Annotated in this window: 19 protein-coding genes; 18 read left to right on the top strand and 1 reads right to left on the bottom strand. The window is 48.5% G+C overall.

Annotated elements, in window-relative coordinates:
- The first annotated feature begins 9 nt into the window (after window positions 1–9).
- From WC407_RS03960 to WC407_RS03875, 18 genes are all read left to right on the top strand, one after another.
- The gene (locus WC407_RS03960; RefSeq protein WP_373021269.1) at window positions 10–354 is read left to right on the top strand and encodes a DUF4430 domain-containing protein; all 345 of its coding nucleotides are present in this window, start codon (window positions 10–12) and stop codon (window positions 352–354) included.
- The gene (locus tag WC407_RS03955) at window positions 345–1,172 is read left to right on the top strand and encodes an ABC transporter substrate-binding protein (protein WP_373021268.1); all 828 of its coding nucleotides are present in this window, start codon (window positions 345–347) and stop codon (window positions 1,170–1,172) included. The genes WC407_RS03960 and WC407_RS03955 overlap by 10 nt, the downstream gene beginning before the upstream one ends.
- Window positions 1,156–1,869 (top strand): ATP-binding cassette domain-containing protein, encoded by a 714-nt coding sequence (locus tag WC407_RS03950; protein ID WP_373021267.1) that lies wholly within the window; start codon window positions 1,156–1,158, stop codon window positions 1,867–1,869. The genes WC407_RS03955 and WC407_RS03950 overlap by 17 nt, the downstream gene beginning before the upstream one ends.
- Window positions 1,853–2,809 (top strand): FecCD family ABC transporter permease, encoded by a 957-nt coding sequence (locus tag WC407_RS03945; protein ID WP_373021263.1) that lies wholly within the window; start codon window positions 1,853–1,855, stop codon window positions 2,807–2,809. Before WC407_RS03950 ends, WC407_RS03945 begins: the two co-directional genes overlap by 17 nt.
- Window positions 2,809–3,612 carry a phosphotransferase gene (locus WC407_RS03940; protein ID WP_373021262.1) on the top strand — a complete coding sequence of 268 codons (804 nt, stop codon included), beginning with the start codon at window positions 2,809–2,811 and terminating at the stop codon, window positions 3,610–3,612. Before WC407_RS03945 ends, WC407_RS03940 begins: the two co-directional genes overlap by 1 nt.
- On the top strand, window positions 3,609–5,303 hold the full coding sequence (gene cobT / locus WC407_RS03935; RefSeq protein ID WP_373021261.1) for a nicotinate mononucleotide-dependent phosphoribosyltransferase CobT: 1,695 nt from the start codon (window positions 3,609–3,611) through the stop codon (window positions 5,301–5,303). Before WC407_RS03940 ends, cobT begins: the two co-directional genes overlap by 4 nt.
- Window positions 5,300–5,791: a bifunctional adenosylcobinamide kinase/adenosylcobinamide-phosphate guanylyltransferase gene (locus WC407_RS03930; protein ID WP_373021259.1), complete on the top strand. Its 492-nt coding sequence runs from the start codon at window positions 5,300–5,302 to the stop codon at window positions 5,789–5,791. Before cobT ends, WC407_RS03930 begins: the two co-directional genes overlap by 4 nt.
- Window positions 5,788–6,795: an aminotransferase class I/II-fold pyridoxal phosphate-dependent enzyme gene (locus WC407_RS03925; RefSeq protein WP_373021255.1), complete on the top strand. Its 1,008-nt coding sequence runs from the start codon at window positions 5,788–5,790 to the stop codon at window positions 6,793–6,795. Before WC407_RS03930 ends, WC407_RS03925 begins: the two co-directional genes overlap by 4 nt.
- Window positions 6,780–7,643: an adenosylcobinamide-phosphate synthase CbiB gene (gene cbiB, locus WC407_RS03920; protein ID WP_373021253.1), complete on the top strand. Its 864-nt coding sequence runs from the start codon at window positions 6,780–6,782 to the stop codon at window positions 7,641–7,643. The genes WC407_RS03925 and cbiB overlap by 16 nt, the downstream gene beginning before the upstream one ends.
- Window positions 7,640–8,980, top strand: a complete 1,341-nt coding sequence (locus WC407_RS03915; RefSeq protein WP_373021252.1) for a cobyric acid synthase — start codon at window positions 7,640–7,642, stop codon at window positions 8,978–8,980. Before cbiB ends, WC407_RS03915 begins: the two co-directional genes overlap by 4 nt.
- Complete coding sequence (locus WC407_RS03910; protein ID WP_373021251.1) at window positions 8,970–9,410, top strand: hypothetical protein; 441 nt, start codon at window positions 8,970–8,972, stop codon at window positions 9,408–9,410. The genes WC407_RS03915 and WC407_RS03910 overlap by 11 nt, the downstream gene beginning before the upstream one ends.
- Complete coding sequence (locus WC407_RS03905) at window positions 9,385–10,131, top strand: adenosylcobinamide-GDP ribazoletransferase (RefSeq protein ID WP_373021250.1); 747 nt, start codon at window positions 9,385–9,387, stop codon at window positions 10,129–10,131. Before WC407_RS03910 ends, WC407_RS03905 begins: the two co-directional genes overlap by 26 nt.
- A complete protein-coding gene (locus tag WC407_RS03900) occupies window positions 10,122–10,667 on the top strand; it encodes a histidine phosphatase family protein (protein WP_373021249.1) in 546 nt (181 codons plus the stop codon). Before WC407_RS03905 ends, WC407_RS03900 begins: the two co-directional genes overlap by 10 nt.
- 28 nt (window positions 10,668–10,695) lie before the next feature.
- A complete protein-coding gene (locus WC407_RS03895; protein WP_373021248.1) occupies window positions 10,696–12,390 on the top strand; it encodes an autotransporter assembly complex family protein in 1,695 nt (564 codons plus the stop codon).
- Window positions 12,387–15,215 (top strand): translocation/assembly module TamB domain-containing protein, encoded by a 2,829-nt coding sequence (locus tag WC407_RS03890; protein ID WP_373021247.1) that lies wholly within the window; start codon window positions 12,387–12,389, stop codon window positions 15,213–15,215. Before WC407_RS03895 ends, WC407_RS03890 begins: the two co-directional genes overlap by 4 nt.
- Before the next feature lie 73 nt (window positions 15,216–15,288).
- Window positions 15,289–15,723, top strand: a complete 435-nt coding sequence (locus WC407_RS03885; protein ID WP_373021246.1) for a hemerythrin domain-containing protein — start codon at window positions 15,289–15,291, stop codon at window positions 15,721–15,723.
- Window positions 15,720–15,959, top strand: coding sequence for a DUF2249 domain-containing protein (locus tag WC407_RS03880; RefSeq protein ID WP_373021245.1), 240 nt, complete (start codon window positions 15,720–15,722; stop codon window positions 15,957–15,959). The genes WC407_RS03885 and WC407_RS03880 overlap by 4 nt, the downstream gene beginning before the upstream one ends.
- On the top strand, window positions 15,952–17,220 hold the full coding sequence (locus WC407_RS03875; RefSeq protein WP_373021244.1) for a hypothetical protein: 1,269 nt from the start codon (window positions 15,952–15,954) through the stop codon (window positions 17,218–17,220). Before WC407_RS03880 ends, WC407_RS03875 begins: the two co-directional genes overlap by 8 nt.
- Window positions 17,221–17,284: 64 nt before the next feature.
- Here WC407_RS03875 and dinD read toward each other — a convergent pair whose 3' ends face one another.
- The gene (gene dinD, locus WC407_RS03870; protein ID WP_373021243.1) at window positions 17,285–18,139 is read right to left on the bottom strand and encodes a DNA damage-inducible protein D; all 855 of its coding nucleotides are present in this window, start codon (window positions 18,137–18,139) and stop codon (window positions 17,285–17,287) included.
- Between the last annotated feature and the right edge of the window lie 48 nt (window positions 18,140–18,187).

Genomic DNA, 18,187 nt, shown 5'->3' with positions numbered 1-18,187 from the left:
ACTCTTTCAATGAAACCACTTTTTGTATTGGCTCTTTTTGTCCTTACCCTCTTTGCCGAAGATATGGTCGTGACAATCCGTTACAATAATGGTATGCCCGATAAAGTCGTCCAAACGACGTATACACCGGGGGCAAGCGCACTTTCCGTCTTACAGCAGGTCAGTGCCGTCCAAACCAGTAAAACGAGAAAGTATCTTTTTGTTCGATCCATTGACGGAGTACAATCCCAAATCGGCACATTCGGATGGTTTTATACGATCGACGAAAAACCGGTCAATACAACAGCCCAAAACACACTCTTAAAAGATACCAAAACTATGATGTGGGTTTATAAGGTTGAGGCATGCTATTAAGATTTTTTGCTCTCATAGTGCTGTGCAGCCAACTCTATGCAAACGAAAGAATCATTGCATTAAGCCCCGCCATCAATGAAACACTCTTCGCCCTCGGGGCGGGAAATGAAGTGATCGCCAATACTGAGTATTGCAATTATCCTCCGGAATCTAAGACTCGACCCAAAGTGGGGGGATATTTTTCCCCTTCATTGGAGAAAATACTTTCGCTCCGTCCAAGCATAGTAATGCTGCAGGAGAATAATGCTCCCTTAGGAGAAAAACTTCGCGCCTTAGGGATAAAAACTATCGTACTTAAAATCGACACGTACCCCTCTATACGCGAATCGATCTTCACCATCGCCCGATATGTGCACAAAGAAGAGGGAGGGAAACGCATCGTGAACGAACTCGATCAAAAACTCCATGCCCTCAAAGGGATTGTAAAAGATCAAAAAATTTTGATGGTGTTCGGTCACAATACCGATCTCTCCAAACCTCTGTTCGTCTCAGGGCAGAATCTCTATTTTGATGATATCATCCGCTGCAGCGGCAACCAAAATGCATTGCAAAGCAAACGCAAAGGGCAACCGGTTTTGAATCTCGAAAATATTATTGCCCTTAATCCCGATATCATTATTCTCCTTGCCCCGAATACACATGAACTGGGTCTGAGCAAAGAGGTTCTCATCCGTCCGTGGCTGAATCTCCCGATCAATGCGGTTACGCACCAAAATATTTATGTGGAAGACAAAGAGTATTCCAGCAATCCAAGCCAACGGTTGGGATTGTTTTTAGACGATATACGAGGAATGCTCATCCATGCTCAGCGTCACTAATCTCTCTCTCCAAATTTTAAAACACGTTAGTTTTACGTTAGCCGACAATAATCATTTGACAATATTAGGAAATAACGGGAGCGGAAAAACAACCCTTGCCAAAGCGATCTGCAATCTGATCTACAACGATACAATCACCCTTGAGGGGAAAAGAATCGGGGAACTCTCACCCAAAGAGCGAGCGAAAGGGATCAATTTTATCCCCGCCAAATTAAATATTTACGATGAATACCTCACGGTATCGGAGTATCTGAAACTTAATGTTATCGATAAAAACTCCGCCGATCATCTCGATACGGTATTAAAGCTTTTAGGGATTGAGCACCTAAAAGAGTGCCGATGCCACAAACTCAGCAGCGGAGAATCGGCATTACTCCTCATCGGCGGAGCCATGATCCACCATGCACGCTACACGATCCTCGACGAACCGACCGCCAATCTCGATCAGGCCAAAAAGATCAACGTGTATCAATTGCTCAAAAACAGCCCCTATTTTCAGAATAAGATCATTATTACCCACGATCTGAATCTTGCCTACAAGCTCGGATATACCATTTTATATTTAGAGGAAGGGGAAGTCCGGTTTTTTGGAGAGTGTAAAGAGTTCTTTGAAAAAGATCATTTGAAATTGTGCTTCGCAAATACAATAAAAAATCTTGAGGGAAATTTTGTGGTGAACTATGATGAAACGCTTTAGCCTCCTCCTCTCCGTAGCGATTCTGATAGCTTCCCCTTTCTTTGGGCAGATCGCGTTGAACCTTCAGGATATCCTCCATCCGGACTCATCCTCACACATGCTTTTCTGGGAACTTCGTATCCCCAGAGTTCTTATCGCATTTTTCAGCGGTGCGATCTTGAGTTTGGCAGGATTGGTGTTCCAAAGCCTCTTTCGCAACCCCCTTACAACCCCATTTACCCTAGGAGTAGCCAGCGGAGCGACACTGGGTACAGCCATTGCAATCGTCTTTTTATCGGAAATGGTATTCTGGCAATATGCACTTAGCTTTGCCGGTGCCCTTTTAACGGTGTTGATATTGTTTCTAATCTCCCGCTCGCTCAAATCAACCCAAACCCATTCGCTCCTCCTCGTCGGGATCGCCCTCTCTTTTTTCTATTCGGCCGCATTAATGGTTCTCTTCTTCCTGAGCGATTTTCAGCAAAGCTACTCCATTGTCCGTTTTACGATGGGGAGCTTGAGCATTATCGGCTTTGATCCGCTCTATCCGGTCTCGGCAGCTTCGATTTTGTTGCTGGGAAGTATCCGCTATTATAGAGCGGAGCTAAAAATTCTTCTCGCCTCGCTCGATTTTGCGTTTTTAAAAGGGATAGATGTCAACCGCGTAACGATGATGCTGTTGCTTATAACATCGTTAGCGGTCGCCGTTTGTGTCAGCGTCGTAGGGCCGATCGGATTTGTGGGGCTGATCGTCCCCCATATCATCAAAACGATCTATCGGCAAAGCAGCGATAAACTCATCCTCCCTACCTTCTTTTACGGCGGGGTCTTTTTGGTCTTATGTGATCTGATTTCGCGAAATATCGGTGCCTCTTCAGATATCCCCATCGGCGTTATCACCTCATTTTTGGGCGGACCCTTCTTTATCTATTTGATTATCCGTCGAAACAGGGGAAATTGATGGGGATCAAAACGCTAATTACCCTTGATGAGCTTTCCGCCGTATTCCCCTGCTCGGTATTGATCCCTTCCGAGCACGGAGTCAGCGACAGTGTCTATTTTACCGATCGAGGTGTCCTTAAAATTTTTGAGACGGCTTCACTCTCATCAATTCAGGAACAAAGGACTCTACTCCTCGCCCTCTCGGAGCTCCCTATCACACGGCCGATCAGCGATATTTTTTTCCTCCGCGAAAAACCGTGCGCACTCTATGAAACCCTCCCCGGCAAAAGTCCGGAGAGTGCCGAAAAGACTCATATTATTCAAATCGCCGATTTTATGAACCGTTTTCATGCTCAAAGTGCCGGACGCAACTCCTCTAATACCCGATTATATGAACCCTCACGGCTCCAATCGCTAATCGCTCAAACAAACTATCCGGTATTTCAAATACTCTTCGACAGCATAGATTTGGAGCTTTCCAACGACGGAGTCATCCACGGCGATCTGTTTTTGGACAACGCACTTTTTGACAATGACGCGCTCAGCGGTGTTTTGGATTTTACCGAGGCATGCGAAGGGGATTTCCTGTTTGACTTGGCGGTAGTAGCCGCCTCGTGGTGTTTGGATCAAACACCTGATCGCTCGAAAATCGATCTTTTACTCCGATACTATGACCGTAATATATACTGGGAAGAGTTTGCTCCGTATATGAAGTATGCATTGCTCTATTACGCCACGACCCGTTATCTGAACGGCCGAAACTATCAAAGCCTCCTCCAAAAAATTCGTCTCGTAGACACACTCCAAAAAGGATTTGCATGAATTTCACTCCGCAGGATGCCGGACTGCTCCAATCGATCATCTCCGCACGCCGCGACGTCAGAGGGAACCGCTACATCAACAAACCGATTCCTCCGGAGATTCTGGAGGCTATTTTGCACGCAGCGAATTGCGCCCCATCGGTCGGATTTTCACAGCCGTGGGAGTTTATCATTATCGACGATTCATCACTTCGCCAAAAAGTGTATGCGGAGTTTGAAAAAGAGAATACCAAAGCCAAAAAAATTTTTCGTGACAACACCCTCTACCCGACGCTTAAACTGGAGGGGATCACAGAGGCAGAGTACAATATTGCCGTCCTCTACAAAAAGCCCTCTAAAGCGATTTTAGGACAAACTACCCAAAGAAAAGTTGGGGAATACAGCGTCGTCTGCGCCATACAAAATTTATGGCTGATGGCACGTGCCTATAACATCGGGGTGGGGTGGGTCAGTATTCTCAAACCCAAAAAAATAAAAAAGATTCTTGATATCTCTTCGGAGTATAAACTGGTAGCCTACCTCACGATAGGATATGTGAACGAATTTTTAGACGAACCGGAACTCCAACGGCTGAACTGGGAGAGCAAAAAACAACTGAGCGATATTATCACGACAAGGAGAGAGAAGATGAGCATTAAACCGATTTTAGGTACCAGCAATTTTGCCGAGTTTTTACAGGGGAAAAAGGGGACATTTCTTCTCAGCCTCAGCAACACCAAAACGGCCAATATCCCAGGGATCACACAGGCGGGAATTCCCGGACTCATCCATCTTACTCCGACGCTGGACGCCGAGTTTCTCTGCACCGGAGAGGTACGGAGCCTGGAAAATATCGCTACGACCCCGAAAGGGGTTCCAACACCGGGTCTAATCACCCGCGCCGTCCATCTGCTCCATCCGTTCAGTGACATCGGCTTACTCGATCTCGGACTGGAAGTCAAACCTGCTATTACTAATTTTCCCCTCTATGATTTTGGAATCTCCCCCAGCGGCTCGATCGCAGAGGGTGCAAATATCCCTGCTATGGAACTGTTTGAAAAAGGGATGGCATTCGGCCAAGAATACAGCACGCCAAGCGACTATATCCTCTTAGGAGAATCGGTTCCCGCAGGAACGACCACCGCCCTCGCAACAGCGTTGGCCCTCGGATACAATGTCCATGAAAAGTTCAGCAGCAGTTTCAAAAATGCCCCCGACAACATGAAGCGTGGTGTCGTCGATCAAGCACTCTCCCGCTGTGAGGGGTTAGACGACATATTCGATAAACTCGCACAGGTGAGCGACAATATGCTCATTTTCAATGCCGGATTTGTCCTGGGACTTCAAAAGCGCAATATCAAAACCGTCCTCGCCGGCGGAACCCAGATGGCGGCGCTGTTACTCATTATCAACTCTGTGCTCCATCACACAAAAGAATCGATTGGCGGCGGCAATCTCGCCCTCTGTACGACCAAATGGGTCTACGAAGATCAAAACTCGGACATCAAAGGGTTGCTGGAGATGCTCGATTTCCCCATCAGCGCTTATTACGCCGATTTTGATTTCTCATTATCTTCCCATCCTGCCCTCAAACTCTACGATGACGGAGAGGCCAAAGAGGGGGTCGGTGCCGGAGGGGCATTGATGTATGCTATATTAAACGGCCTTACCAAAGAGCAAATCACCCGCCAAGTGGAGAGTTTTTTAGGATGAAAATACTCTATTTCGGGGGGCAGAAATCGGGGAAAAGTACGCTGGCCGAGGCCAAAGCACTTGCCATAGCAACCCAAAAACCGTACTACCTTGCCACCTACGACCACAGTTTCGGCGATGAAGAGATGGGGAATCGTATCGACAGACACCGCAATGCGCGCGGAGAAAACTTTATCACCCTCGAAGAGAGCCGTGATTTAGCCCATGTGATTCAGCCTCACCACACCTACCTCGTCGACTGTATCTCGATGTGGCTGCTCAACCGCCTCGATGAGAGCGAAGAAGCACTGGTCGAAGAGATCGAAGCACTGGGAGGCGTAGATGCTAACATCGTGTTTGTCCTCAACGACGTCGGATCAGGGGTAATCCCGAATGATCCAATCAGTCGCCGTTACGTCGATCTCAGCGGCATCATCGGTCAAACGTTGGCTAGGTTTTGTGACGAAGTGTATGAGGTGAAACTGGGACTGGAGAAGCGGCTCAAATGACGACTTATGGACACGGCGGGGATGTGAACGGCTTTGCACAGCGCTGTGGATGCGCTCCCGAAGAGGTGGTTGATCTCTCCTCCAACATCAACTTCATCACCCCCTCAGTCGATTTCAGCTCCGTACCCCTCAATGCTTATCCGACGTATGAGAGGCTAACGGAGGCGTTAGCTGAGTATTACCGTGTGAATCCCGATGAGATGGAACTGTTCAACGGAGGCTCTTCGGCGATTTTCTCCCTTCTCCGATTTTTCGATAATCCGACCTGCACGATCTACTCCCCCGCCTATCTTGAGTACAGAAAAGCCTCACACCTTTACGGAAAAAAGATCGCCCTTATCGACCGTTTTGAAGCGATGGATACGGAAGTCGAGGAGAACTCCCTCGTCATCTTCGTCAACCCTTCCACTCCCGACGGACATTATTACGAGATCGATGTGCTGATAGAGAAATGGAGTGCCAAAAACTGCACGATCCTCATCGACGAATCGTTTCTGGAGTTTTGCGGCGGGGAGTCGGCAACCCGCTACCTCCAAACCTATGACAAACTCTATGTTTTAAAATCACAGACGAAGTTTTACGGATGCGCCGGGATAAGGGTCGGGATCATCCTCTCCACGCGCGACAATATCCGCGCGCTCAGGGAAAAAGAACCTCTGTGGAAAATCTCGGCGCTCGACAGCCATTTTCTCATCACCGCTTTGGCTGATGAGCCGTTTCGCATCCTCTCGCATGAGCAAAACCGCCAAGCTAAAGAGTATCTTGCCGTCATCCTCGGTAGCTCCCCACTTTTTGAACAGGTATTTGAGAGCGATGCGAACTTTTTCCTCGTCCATCTTGCTTCGATGAGTGCAACTGAGTTTCAGGAGAAACTTCTTCCGCATCGCATCATGGTGCGGGACTGTTCCAATTTTGACTTTTTGGATGAACGGTATGTCCGTATTGCAGTAAAAGACATAAAGTCATTAATGCGGTTTGAGGGGGCGTTATGTTCTCTGAGATAGCCCTTATCGCCTACCTAACCGACCGCATTTTCGGCGAATTTACATTTATCCGTCACCCCGTAGTCCTCATGGGCGATTTCATCACCACCTTTGAAAAGCGGTTTTATCACGACAGTATCCTGCGCGGATTTTGGCTCGTGTTTTGGTTGTTAGCGGCGGTGTTAGCACTCGTCTATCCGATCTCGATGATCGAAAATCCGTGGATTTTGGGGATCATCGCTTCCACGGGGATCGCGGGGAAAATGCTTTATGAGAGTGTCCGAAATGTCCTGAATGAGCCGCAATCGATCCGCTATCTGGTGAGCCGTGACACCGAAAATCTGAGCGAGAACGATATCCGCAAAGCCGCCATCGAGACCTATGCCGAAAATCTCAGCGACGGAGTGATCGCCCCGCTGTTTTATCTGTTAGCCTTCGGTTTGGTCGGGCTGTTTCTCTACAAAGCGGTCAATACCCTCGATTCGATGGTGGGGTATCGGAACGAAAAATATGAGAAGTTCGGCAAAGTGAGCGCGCGTTTAGACGACATCGCCAACTATATCCCCTCACGCATTACGGCGGTACTGATACTGACCCTTTTCGGCAAACTCGGAAAGCTCACACAAACATGGCATTACGGTGCATTACACGAAAGCCCCAACGCGGGATATCCGATTGCGGCGATGGCACTCTCACTCGATCTTTCTCTCGGAGGACCCACACCGTATTTCGGAAAGATCAAAAACAAGCCCTATTTCGGAGAGGGGGAACAGGAGATTACGCCGCTGGATGTGCAACGTGCATTAACCCTTCAGTGGAAACTCGATACTCTTGTGATACTAGTATTAGCGGCGGGAGTTTTGGCATGAGATCGATCTCTATTTTCGGCACCTCGTCCGATGCGGGGAAATCGACCCTGACGTTTGTGATCGGGCGGCTCCTGCAAGAGCGGGGGATCAACGTCGGAGTGTTCAAAGCCCAAAACGTCTCCAACAACTCCCGCGTCTGTGATGACGGAAACGAAATCGCTATCGCTCAGCATTTTCAGGCGGAGGTGCTGGCTCTTCCGACGAGCTACCACCTCAACCCGATCCTTCTCAAATCAGGGCACGGAAACAGCGCCTCACTGATCGTAAAGGGGCACGTCGTGGAAGACAAAGAGGTGCGGGAATACTACCGCGACCTAGATCTCCTAAAACCCGCCGTCGATGAATGTTTCGAATATTTGAGCGAGCAGTACGAATGTGTCGTCTGCGAGGGGGCGGGGAGTCCCGTAGAGCTGAACCTGATGGACAAAGACCTCTCCAATATCTACATCGCGCAAAAATATAACACGAAGATCATTCTCGTCGCCGACATCGAAAAGGGGGGCGTGTTCGCCTCCATCTGGGGGGTTTATAACCTCCTCCCCGAATCCTTGCGCGCCAATGTCATCGGAGTAATCGTCAACAAATTTCGCGGAGACAGAACCCTCTTCGACGAAGGGGTGAGTATCATCGAAGAACGCTTCGGGATCCCCGTCCTCGGCGTCCTCCCCTATCTACCTCTTAACCTCGGATTCGAAGACTCCCAAAGCCTCAAAAACTTTGTCCAGAACAAACCCCACCCCGCAAAGAAGATCGGGATCATCAACTACCCTACGATGAGCAACTACAACGATTTCGAACCCCTCATCGCCGATGAGACAATCTTCGTCGAGTTTATCACCTCCAATGTGGCGCTGGAGAGTTTTGATCTCATCATCCTCCCCGGAAGCAAACGGGTGATCGAGGATTTGCGGTGGCTGAAAAAAACGGGGCTGTTTGAGGCACTTAAAGCACGTCAAAAAGAGATTCTGGGAATTTGCGGCGGGTATCAGATGATGTTCGAGAGCATCATCGATGAGGGGTGCGTCGAGACGGCGAAACCGAGTCGCGAGAACGGACTCGGGTTTATCGACGACGTTATCGTATTTCAGAAAGAGAAAGTGCTCAAAAAGGGTGTGTACGAAATTTTCGGAAAAACAGTGCAAGGATTTGAAATCCATCACGGGGTGAGTGCGAAATATCCGCTTGTCTATGAGAAAGATCACATCAAAGGGACGTTCGTCCACGGCCTTTTCGACGATGAGAAATTTGAAATCTATAAAAAAACAACGATTGATTCGTTTATCGCGACGATGAGAGACGAGATCGATACGGAGAGGATATTAGCAAATGTCGTATAAAAAATGGTTTGACGCCCACGGCTTAAAACACGCCGCAATCATGGAAAAACTGACCCGCCTCAGCGACGACGAAGTGATAGAATACTTCCGATTTGACAACATGGTCGCAAACGAGCCGGATTTCTGTCCCCTCTACGCCGACAATAAAAAATGCCACGATACCCCGGAGCTCAACTGTTATCTGTGCGCCTGCCCCAATTTCCGCTTCAACGATCAGGGGTTTACGAGTGAAAGGGAAAAAACCCTTTTCAGCACCTGCTCGATAGAGAGTCCCGACGGGGACCGCTACGTCAGCGAGTCCGCCATCCACCAAAACTGCGCCGGATGCATCGTCCCCCACAGGGAGAGTTATATCCGCAAAGTGTATGACCGAAACTGGTTCAAAATCATGAAAGAGGTGCCGTGTGAAACAAATCTATCTGGGAATTAAATTTGCCCTGAGCTACTTTACGGTTCTTCCTATACGCTTTGAGACAGACGATGATTTATCCCATCCCAACGTCCTCGCCGCCATGCTCTACACCCTCCCTCTCGTCGGGGTTATTCTCGCAGGACTCACTGTCGGTGTGTTTTGCTCCCTCGAATCGCTTCACTGGCTCGGAGCGATAATCGCCGCTGCCGCCTACATGGGGATGTACGGATTTATCCATACCGAAGCGGTGATAGACGTCGCCGATGCCGTGTATGCCGCCCATAGCGGAAAAGATCCCTACCAAGTTATCAAAGAGCCGACCGTCGGAGCAATGGGGGTACTTTACGGGGTAAGCTTTCTCCTCCTCAAAATAGCCGCATTATCGTTTCTGCTGATGCACCATCTCTTCTTCCCCTTTATCGCCATTGCCATGACAAGCCGGATCGCTTTGCTCATCCTGATCAAACATCACGACTTTCGCTCGTCGTTTGTCTCGCAGCTCCACAACAGCCTCCACGTCCGCCCCCTTATGGTGCTCATCGGAGTGTACGGAGCGGTTGGGTTTTACACCCTCTCGTGGCCGTTTCTCTCCCTCTTTTTTATCGGCATCGGCACTTCCATCCTCCTCTGCGCCTTCGCCAAAAAATCGCTCGGATTCATCAATGGAGATGTATTAGGAATGGCACTGGAGGGGGTTGAGCTGATCTTGATCCTTGCGGTGTTGCTGGCATGGAACTGACCCTCCTTCGCCACGCGCCGCCCACTCCCGCGTATCACGGCAGATACATCGGCCACACCGACATCAGGATCGATGAAGCCCTTTTCGAACACGATAAAATCAAGCATCTGATCCATCAGCAGTATGACCGCGTCTACTCCTCCGATCTCGTGCGTTGCACCGCTACATTACAGCAGATGGGATTCGATCACTTCATCACCGATACACGCCTGCGCGAAGTACGCTTCAAATCCTCCATCGAGGGGAAAAACTTTGCCGAGATCGAAGCAATGGAAGATTTTGATCCCGCCTCTTTGGATTCGCAAGAGAGGTGGCACCGTACCGTCTGCGATGAACCGCTCGAAGCCTTTCGAGGAAGGATACAAAGCTTTTTGGACGAACTCCCGAAAAATGAGAGAATTTTGATCTGTAGCCATGCCGGAACTATAACCATGCTCATGTCACTGTTAAACCCTGAAATAGTCCCCTCGTCCCTTGGGTACCTCGATCATGTCGTCCTCTCTTATCCGCAACCATCATTCCCCTTTTTAGGGTAAAATACACCCTATACTCAAAGGAGCGGCAATGCGGTATACCCTGTTCATCCTATTGCTTGCTCCCCTACTTTTTAGCGCCCCACTTCCTCTGCGTTTCATCGGCAACACACAGATAAAAGATGACGATCTTTATTCGGCGCTGAGTCTTCGCAAACCGTATGCCATCGAAGTGTGGGAGAAACCCCCTGCTATCGAACCGATAGCCCTGTCGCAAAGTGTAGCGGCACTGACTAGCTTTTACCGTACCAAAGGTTTCTACCACGCAAGACTCTCCTCCGAAACAACCAAAGAGGCCATTATCATCACGATTCAAGAGAACGATCCCATAACAATCGGCGATGTCAAGATCAACAGCCCCCTGAATATCGACTCGATCGTCACGCTCCATACCGATGATCGGTTTGATCAGGAAAAATTTTCAGATTCCAAAGCCCGGGTCAAAAAGCGCTACGGCGAAGCGGGATACTGCAATGCGGAGTTTAATTCCAAAGCATGGGTCGATATCCAAAGCGACAAAGCCTACCTGCTGTTTGAAGCGACTCCAAATGAACCGTGTACCTTCGGAGCTATCGCCACCGAATCGACGCCTAACATTGACGGTGCTATTCCGGCTTCAATGCTCCTGTTTAAAGAGGGTGACCCCTATAATCTTAATAAAATACGCCAAAGCTACGAAACACTGTATTCCCAAGAATCCATTACCCGTGCCGTAATCAACGACAACGAGCGCAACGGCAGTATCGTCCCCATCACGCTCAACATCGAAGAGACCGAATTCCCGATCCGTTTTACCGCCGGTTTAGGGTACAGCAGTGATCAAGGGGTTACCGCTCAGACAGGGATAAAACACCGCAATCTTTTTGGCAATCTCAAAACTCTCGCATTCGATGCGCGCTATTCGCAAATTTCGCAGGAAGCTACCGGTACCTTCACGATGCCTCTGTCCAACCGTGAAGTACTGGGAGCGGCAGTCGGCTATAAAAATGAGCTGTTTGACGGATATGCCACAAAAAGTACCTACGAAAAAATAACCGCTAAATACCAAGGATCTCCCTCTTCGGCGATGGTAGGGGTTTTATTCGATCATGTCCAAACCTACGATTCTCAGGATATCTCCACATTTCCGCAGAGTCTCCTCTTTATCACCTCTCCGCTCGGCGAACTCAACTATGATACCCGCGACAAACCGCTCGACCCTACCAAAGGGGTATGGCTGAACGCCAAAGTGACGGGGTCTGTCCGCTCCTCCGCCTTATCGGATGCAACCTATTTTAAACCTCTCCTTTCGGCAGCCTATATCCACAGTATCGATACCCAAGTATTCGCGACAAAGATCAAATGGGGGACGTTACGGGTTTATGATGGCGAGGTCCCCTCCTCGTACCGTTTTTATGCCGGGGGGATGAACTCGAACCGTGCCTATTCCTATCGGGGACTGGGACCCAAAAACAGTGCCGGCGATCCAATCGGATTCTCCTCATTGGTTGAGGGGACGGTCGAATACCGTTTCCCGATATACGGAGAGATTCGGGGGGTTATGTTTACCGATCTCACCTTCGCGTCCCAGCACATCATCCCAGATTACGCTCATGAAGCCTACTGGGGAGTCGGGGGAGGGCTTCGTTACGTTACCCCTATCGGGCCGATCGCCCTCGATGTCGGCGTCGATCCGAACGACACAACCCAGTACGCTATCCACTTTCGTATCGGAGAGCTCTTTTGAAGCCGACCAAACAACAATGGCTCCGATGGGGAAAACACCTTTTTGTGACGCTTCACTTTCTCCTCATCACCGTCATACTCCTTTCGTCAATCACGATGTATATCGCTTTTCGTCCGGACGGATTGGAACTGCTCCGCACCTATCTGCTTAAACCGCTCGGAGTCCATTACCGCTCATCGGATGGTTCATTGATCGACGGATTCACCCTCCACGACCTCCGCAGCAAAAAAATGGAAGCCAAAACACTCACACTCACCTACAGCTTGAGCAAAATGCTCGAAGGAAAGCATATCGTTGACTCTCTCCGTGTTGACGGTCTGCGCCTCCATTTAGATGATTTCCTGAATGCGGATAAGACACCGTGGCCGTTTCCGACGTTTGCGCTGAAGAAGGTCGTTATCACCAATCTTCAGCTCATCAGCGTCTATCCGATCGAGATCGATTTGGAGGGGAAAAACGGCAGTTACGACGGAGAGTTTCTCTCCTTTGCGTCGATCCGTGCCACCGTGCAGTCGCGTTACGCCAGTGCAGCGGTGGAAGGGGAGGTGAATAACAACGCCATCAAAGGATTTGCCCTCCTCTATCCAAATGCGGCGGAACTTGCCCTCAATGTAGGGAAATTTACCGACCTTCCCAGAACATTGTCCGTCCGTATTGATGAACTCTCCGCTAAAGAGGCCAAACTCTCCACGAACATTGCCTCTCTCATTCTGAAGCAAGAGCCCCTCACCCGAGCGGAGAAGATCAAACTCCGTTTTGACTATCGCTACGACAACGGCTATTTCGATACCGATGCCGACTATACGTTACGCCGCGGCAGCGATTCCATGCAAACGCGCCAGCAGCTCCGCTACACCGTAGAGGGGAGAAAGACGGCAACCCGTTTTGACGGCACCCTCACCTCATCGCATCCGCTCCCCTCCCATAATCTCCACGGTGAGCTGAACGACGATGCGGATGGGCTGAGCGGTCATCTCTCTGTGGATAAGGGGAATCTCCATTTTTCAAGCGATGATTATGACCGTTATCGATGGGACATTGATGCATCAAGCAAAAATTTGTCTTTTCTACCCATGCTCCCTTCCGCATTACAAACTTCACCCGTAAAAATCAAAGCCCACGGAGACTACTTCCACTCCCGATCCTTATGGGAAGGTTCAGGACGACTGGAACACAATCACGGCACGTTTGAGGGGAAATTTGTGGTTCAAAACACCCGCCGCAGCCTGGAGGGGAATCTCACCCTCTCCCCCGATGCCCCTACCTGGAAAAACTGGAGCTATAAACCTCCCGAGCATCTAGCCCTTACGCTGATTCAAAAGAAAGGGCAAAATACCCTTCATCTCTCAGGAGACGCCTTTGAACTCTTCGTGCAAGGGGATACCTATGGGCTGCAAGGATCGGGAAATTATCTGGGGAACTATTTTGATCTTAAAGCGGCGATGGGCAATGCGAAACAGGAGCTATGGATCGATGCGGTAACCCCTTCGCTGTTTGCCGCCGTCTCTAAGTTCAAACCGATTGAATTGCACCCGAATGAATACTATGACGCCGAAGTACGCTCCACAACCCACATTACCCTAACCAATACACTCCATATCCACAGCGATATTACCGTTCCGTGGTATGCAGCGGTACTCGACTCCCAACGTGCTTTTGGCGGAACGGACGGGCATATGAGTGTCAATTATAATGATGGAAATATCACGGTTGATCATTACCGATTTGAGATAGCCAATCATTTTATTCATACCGACAAACCCTCCAAATTTCATCTTGGCCGTGCAGGGGAACTTATCATCGACGAAGTATGGGTCTATGATACGCTGCTCCTCACCGGAACAATCTTTCCCGAGGATCTGCGCGCATCGTTGCGGCTTCAATCCGATCGCTTTAGCTACAAAGGTCCCGAGGGTGATGCCCACATGGCGGCGAATCTCTCTTTTGAACGTGATGTGAACGGCAGCCAAAGTCTCACCGGCCAAATCAATATCCTTGATGCAACCATCACCTATTTGCCGCTACAGCAATTCAAAGTTATGGACGACGATATCATTATTATCCAAGATGTGCGACCTCCGGGGACAACAAAGCTCTCAATGAATATCCATATCGGATCCCGCCAGCCGATCCGATATCTGACCAAAGAGCTCGACATCTCATTTATACCGGATATTACCCTGTGGAAAGAATCCCTCGGACCGGTAGAGATATTGGGGATGGTGAGTATTCCGGAGGGGAAAGCCAAAACAGGGGGAAAACTTTTTACGATCAAACCGAGTGAAATCTATTTTGGGGGAAATATCCCTATTAACCCCTATCTTAATCTCACCATTGAACATGAGGTTGATTATAAAAAGATTTTCATTTATGTCACCCATACCCTCGAATCCCCTATATTTTTGTTCAGTTCCGATCCGGTTATGAGCCAAAATGATATTATGAGCTATATCCTCTTCGGAGGTCCGGCCAACACTGCCCTGGGGGATAATTCTACCGGTACCGTCCGTGCCGATGCCACAAATTTCATGCTCGGTGCAGGGCTCAAAGGGCTTATCAACGGTGCGACAAAAATTCAAATTGATACCATGAATATCCTCTCTACCCCCGGAGGGGGGATGGGATTTGAGGTCGGGGCACGGCTCAATAAAGATTTACGGATTCTCTATAAAAACGATACCGTTTCAAGTGTTCTGCTCCAATACACGATCAACAAATGGCTCCGTCTAGATGCAGACGTACACGAACTTGGACAAGGGATCAAAGCCGTTTATGTCAAAGATTTTCGCGATATTTTTCCCCACAATGAAGTGAAGAAGAAATAAATCTTGATTTCAGTCAAGATGATTCTTTCTCCTCTCTTCTATACTTTCGCTATTATTGTTTAAAGGATTTTTGATGATACTTGAATTTATGCGTGACGATCACCGCTCATGCGACCATTTGTATACCGATGCGGAAGCAGCACTGTTAGCCAAAGAGGTGCAAAAAGCACAAGAAGCGTTTGAAGCGTTTGCCCAAGCAACCCTCCACCATTTCGATATGGAAGAGAAAGAGCTTTTTTTAACGTTTGAAAAACGGACGGGAATGATGGGGGGACCGACGCAGATGATGCGCTACGAACATCAACAGCTTCGCAGTCTGATTGAATCAATGCGTCTTGCGCTTCGTGAAAACCGTCACAGCGATTTTTTCGGTATCGGCGAGTCGATGATGATCATGCTTCAACAGCACAATATGAAAGAGGAACAAATGCTCTATCCGATGATCGACCGCACATTAGGTGATGATGGAGCACTGATGGTACAAACCCTGCAAGACATGGCGCGATGATTCTTCTCGATACCCGTGAACTTGACCACCCTATTCCGCTTGAAAGGGCTATCGAAGCCTTTAAACAACTCACGGAAGGGGAAGTCATTCACATGATCCATCGGCGCGAACCGATTCCGCTGTTTGAGATCATCCTCAAAAACGGCGGTCATTATCTCTCTTACGAAGAGGAGAAAATATGGCATATCTACATCACCCGTGACTCGAATCTAGATTTGGAGGTTTACCGTGTTTAATGCTGGATTATCACTCGAGCAAGCTCCTCCGATTTCTGTCGTATTGCGCTTTTTCCTAACCGTCCCATTTTTCGGACTTCTCTTAAGTGCCCTCATGATTTTTGCCCCGATGGAACTACTTACCCCGAGCCATCCCCTCTCCCTCGCAGCTATCCATCTAATCCTCTTAGGGGTCATTACCATGAGTATGATCGGTGCGCTGTTTCAGATGCAAAGCGTCCTCGGAGGTCGCCCAATCCCCTCTCCGATGGGAAATGCCCTCATAATTCACACCTTTTTGGTTATCGGGATCCTCTCTCTTGCGGGAGCTTTCATCTTTTCCCTCTCAGCCCTCTTTGTTATCGCCGCCGTAATGCTGGGTGCAGCGATCATCTATACGGCCAATATTATCCTCCCGCTCCTCTTCGGCGGTATCACCCACGATACCCTGCGAGGAATGCGAGTAGCCCTTATCTCTCTTGCGGTAACGGCGATCTTGGGAATCGTTATGGCAACGTCATATGCCAACGACTCTTTTTCCCCTCTGCATGATGCGATCCGTACCTCCCACTACTCGCTGGGACTGATCGGCTGGATCGGAGCCCTTATCATCGCCGTTGCCTTTCAGGTCGTCGAGATGTTTTACGTCACGACCCCCTATAGCCAGTGGTGCAAACGCAACGGTTTTCGGATCATCGCCGCCGCACTCACTCTTAAAATACTTTGGCTCTTTTTAGCTTTACCGTATGTTTGGGTGTTTGACGGAGCGTTAGCAGCATTGCTCACCGGATTTGCGGTCACAACCATACGTAGACTGAGGGAGCGCAAACGTCGTGTTAGTGATGTGAGCATTTGGTTTTGGGGGAGCGGGATCGCTCTCCTGCAAACAGCTCTAATTGCACACATCGCTTACTTATGGAATGGCAACATGATGATTGAGTCGGTTGCGCTGATCGCGTTCTCCCTCTTTGCCCTCTCTATTATACTCGGGATGATGGGGAAAATCGTCCCTTTTTTGGTGTGGTTCCATCTCAGCTCCAAAGGCTTTATGGATGCCCCGATCATGTCGAACGTTATCCGAGCCAATCGTCTTAAAGCCATTTTTTGGCTTTTTATTCCGACTGCAGTGTTTGCACTCGCCGCACCGTTCTACCCTACCGCCCTACGTATCGCAGGTCTAACTTCTGCAATCTTGTTTGCACTGGTGTTCGTCAATCTCCTCGGTGCCCTCAAACTCTACCGACATACATTGGCTCACGGTACACGCTTCGAGCAAGTGTAATTGATAGTGGCATTGAAGATATTGGGAACTTCACTGTGCTTACATGCATTCTTCGACTTCTGCATCACTTTTTCTCTTTCGGAAGTGCACTCTCTTTGATCAGCTTTTTCTCATCCGATTTTACTTTACGTTCAAGTTTTTTCAAATCCTCGGCTCTTGGCAGTTCTTCAGGTTTTATACCTCTCTCGACCAAAAGTCCTCTGATACTCGCATTATTTTGAATATGCTCATTTGTTATAGAGTTTTCACCGTGCAAGTTATTTTCTTTAACATTATGATTTGTAATTTCCGTCGCAAGATTTTTAGCTGTGATTGTGATCGTCGGGAGAAAATCAGCTAATGAGCGATTATCAGATACTTCGAGTTTATCTTTCATTGCTTGAGTTGCATATCCTCCGAATAATGCACTATCCCCTTTTGAGCGTATTCGCGCAAATCCTTTGTCATCAACACCGCGTTCATAGATATTTTTTGAGAGTTCCGTTTCAGATTCCCGCAGTTTTGCTCTGGCTTGAAGGCGGTCTTCCAGTTCCAGCCGTTGTTCTAAAATCTCTTGTTTGCGAGTTTGAATGGCAAAATAGGTTTGGGCAAAAGCGATTTGTTCTTTTCGGCTGTCACCATTCTGGGCTATAAGATAACACGCATAGCGAGTAAGCATAATATCTTCGATTTGTCTTGGAGCATTTGAACCAATAGTGACCATTTTCGTGACGTCACGAAAATGCTCTGTTACTTCAATACCGGATATTTCACATGCTGTTTTAGCCTTATTTAGAACATTTACAAAATTTTCCCATCGATCATACCCAAGCGATTTTTGTAAATCCCTCGCATACCAATATTCGGTTCGTCCATCATCTAAGATATTAGAAATAGCGTTAAATTCACTCTGTAACGTTGCTATTATCTCTTTTTTCATCGCGCACCCTTTCTCTTTTGCTTCATTCTACCCCGTCGCTCAAAAATA

Source organism: Sulfuricurvum sp. (assembly GCF_041651515.1).
Classification (GTDB): domain Bacteria; phylum Campylobacterota; class Campylobacteria; order Campylobacterales; family Sulfurimonadaceae; genus Sulfuricurvum.
The sequence above is the reverse complement of the archived record's forward strand: the minus strand, read 5'-3'. Positions and strand labels throughout refer to the sequence as shown.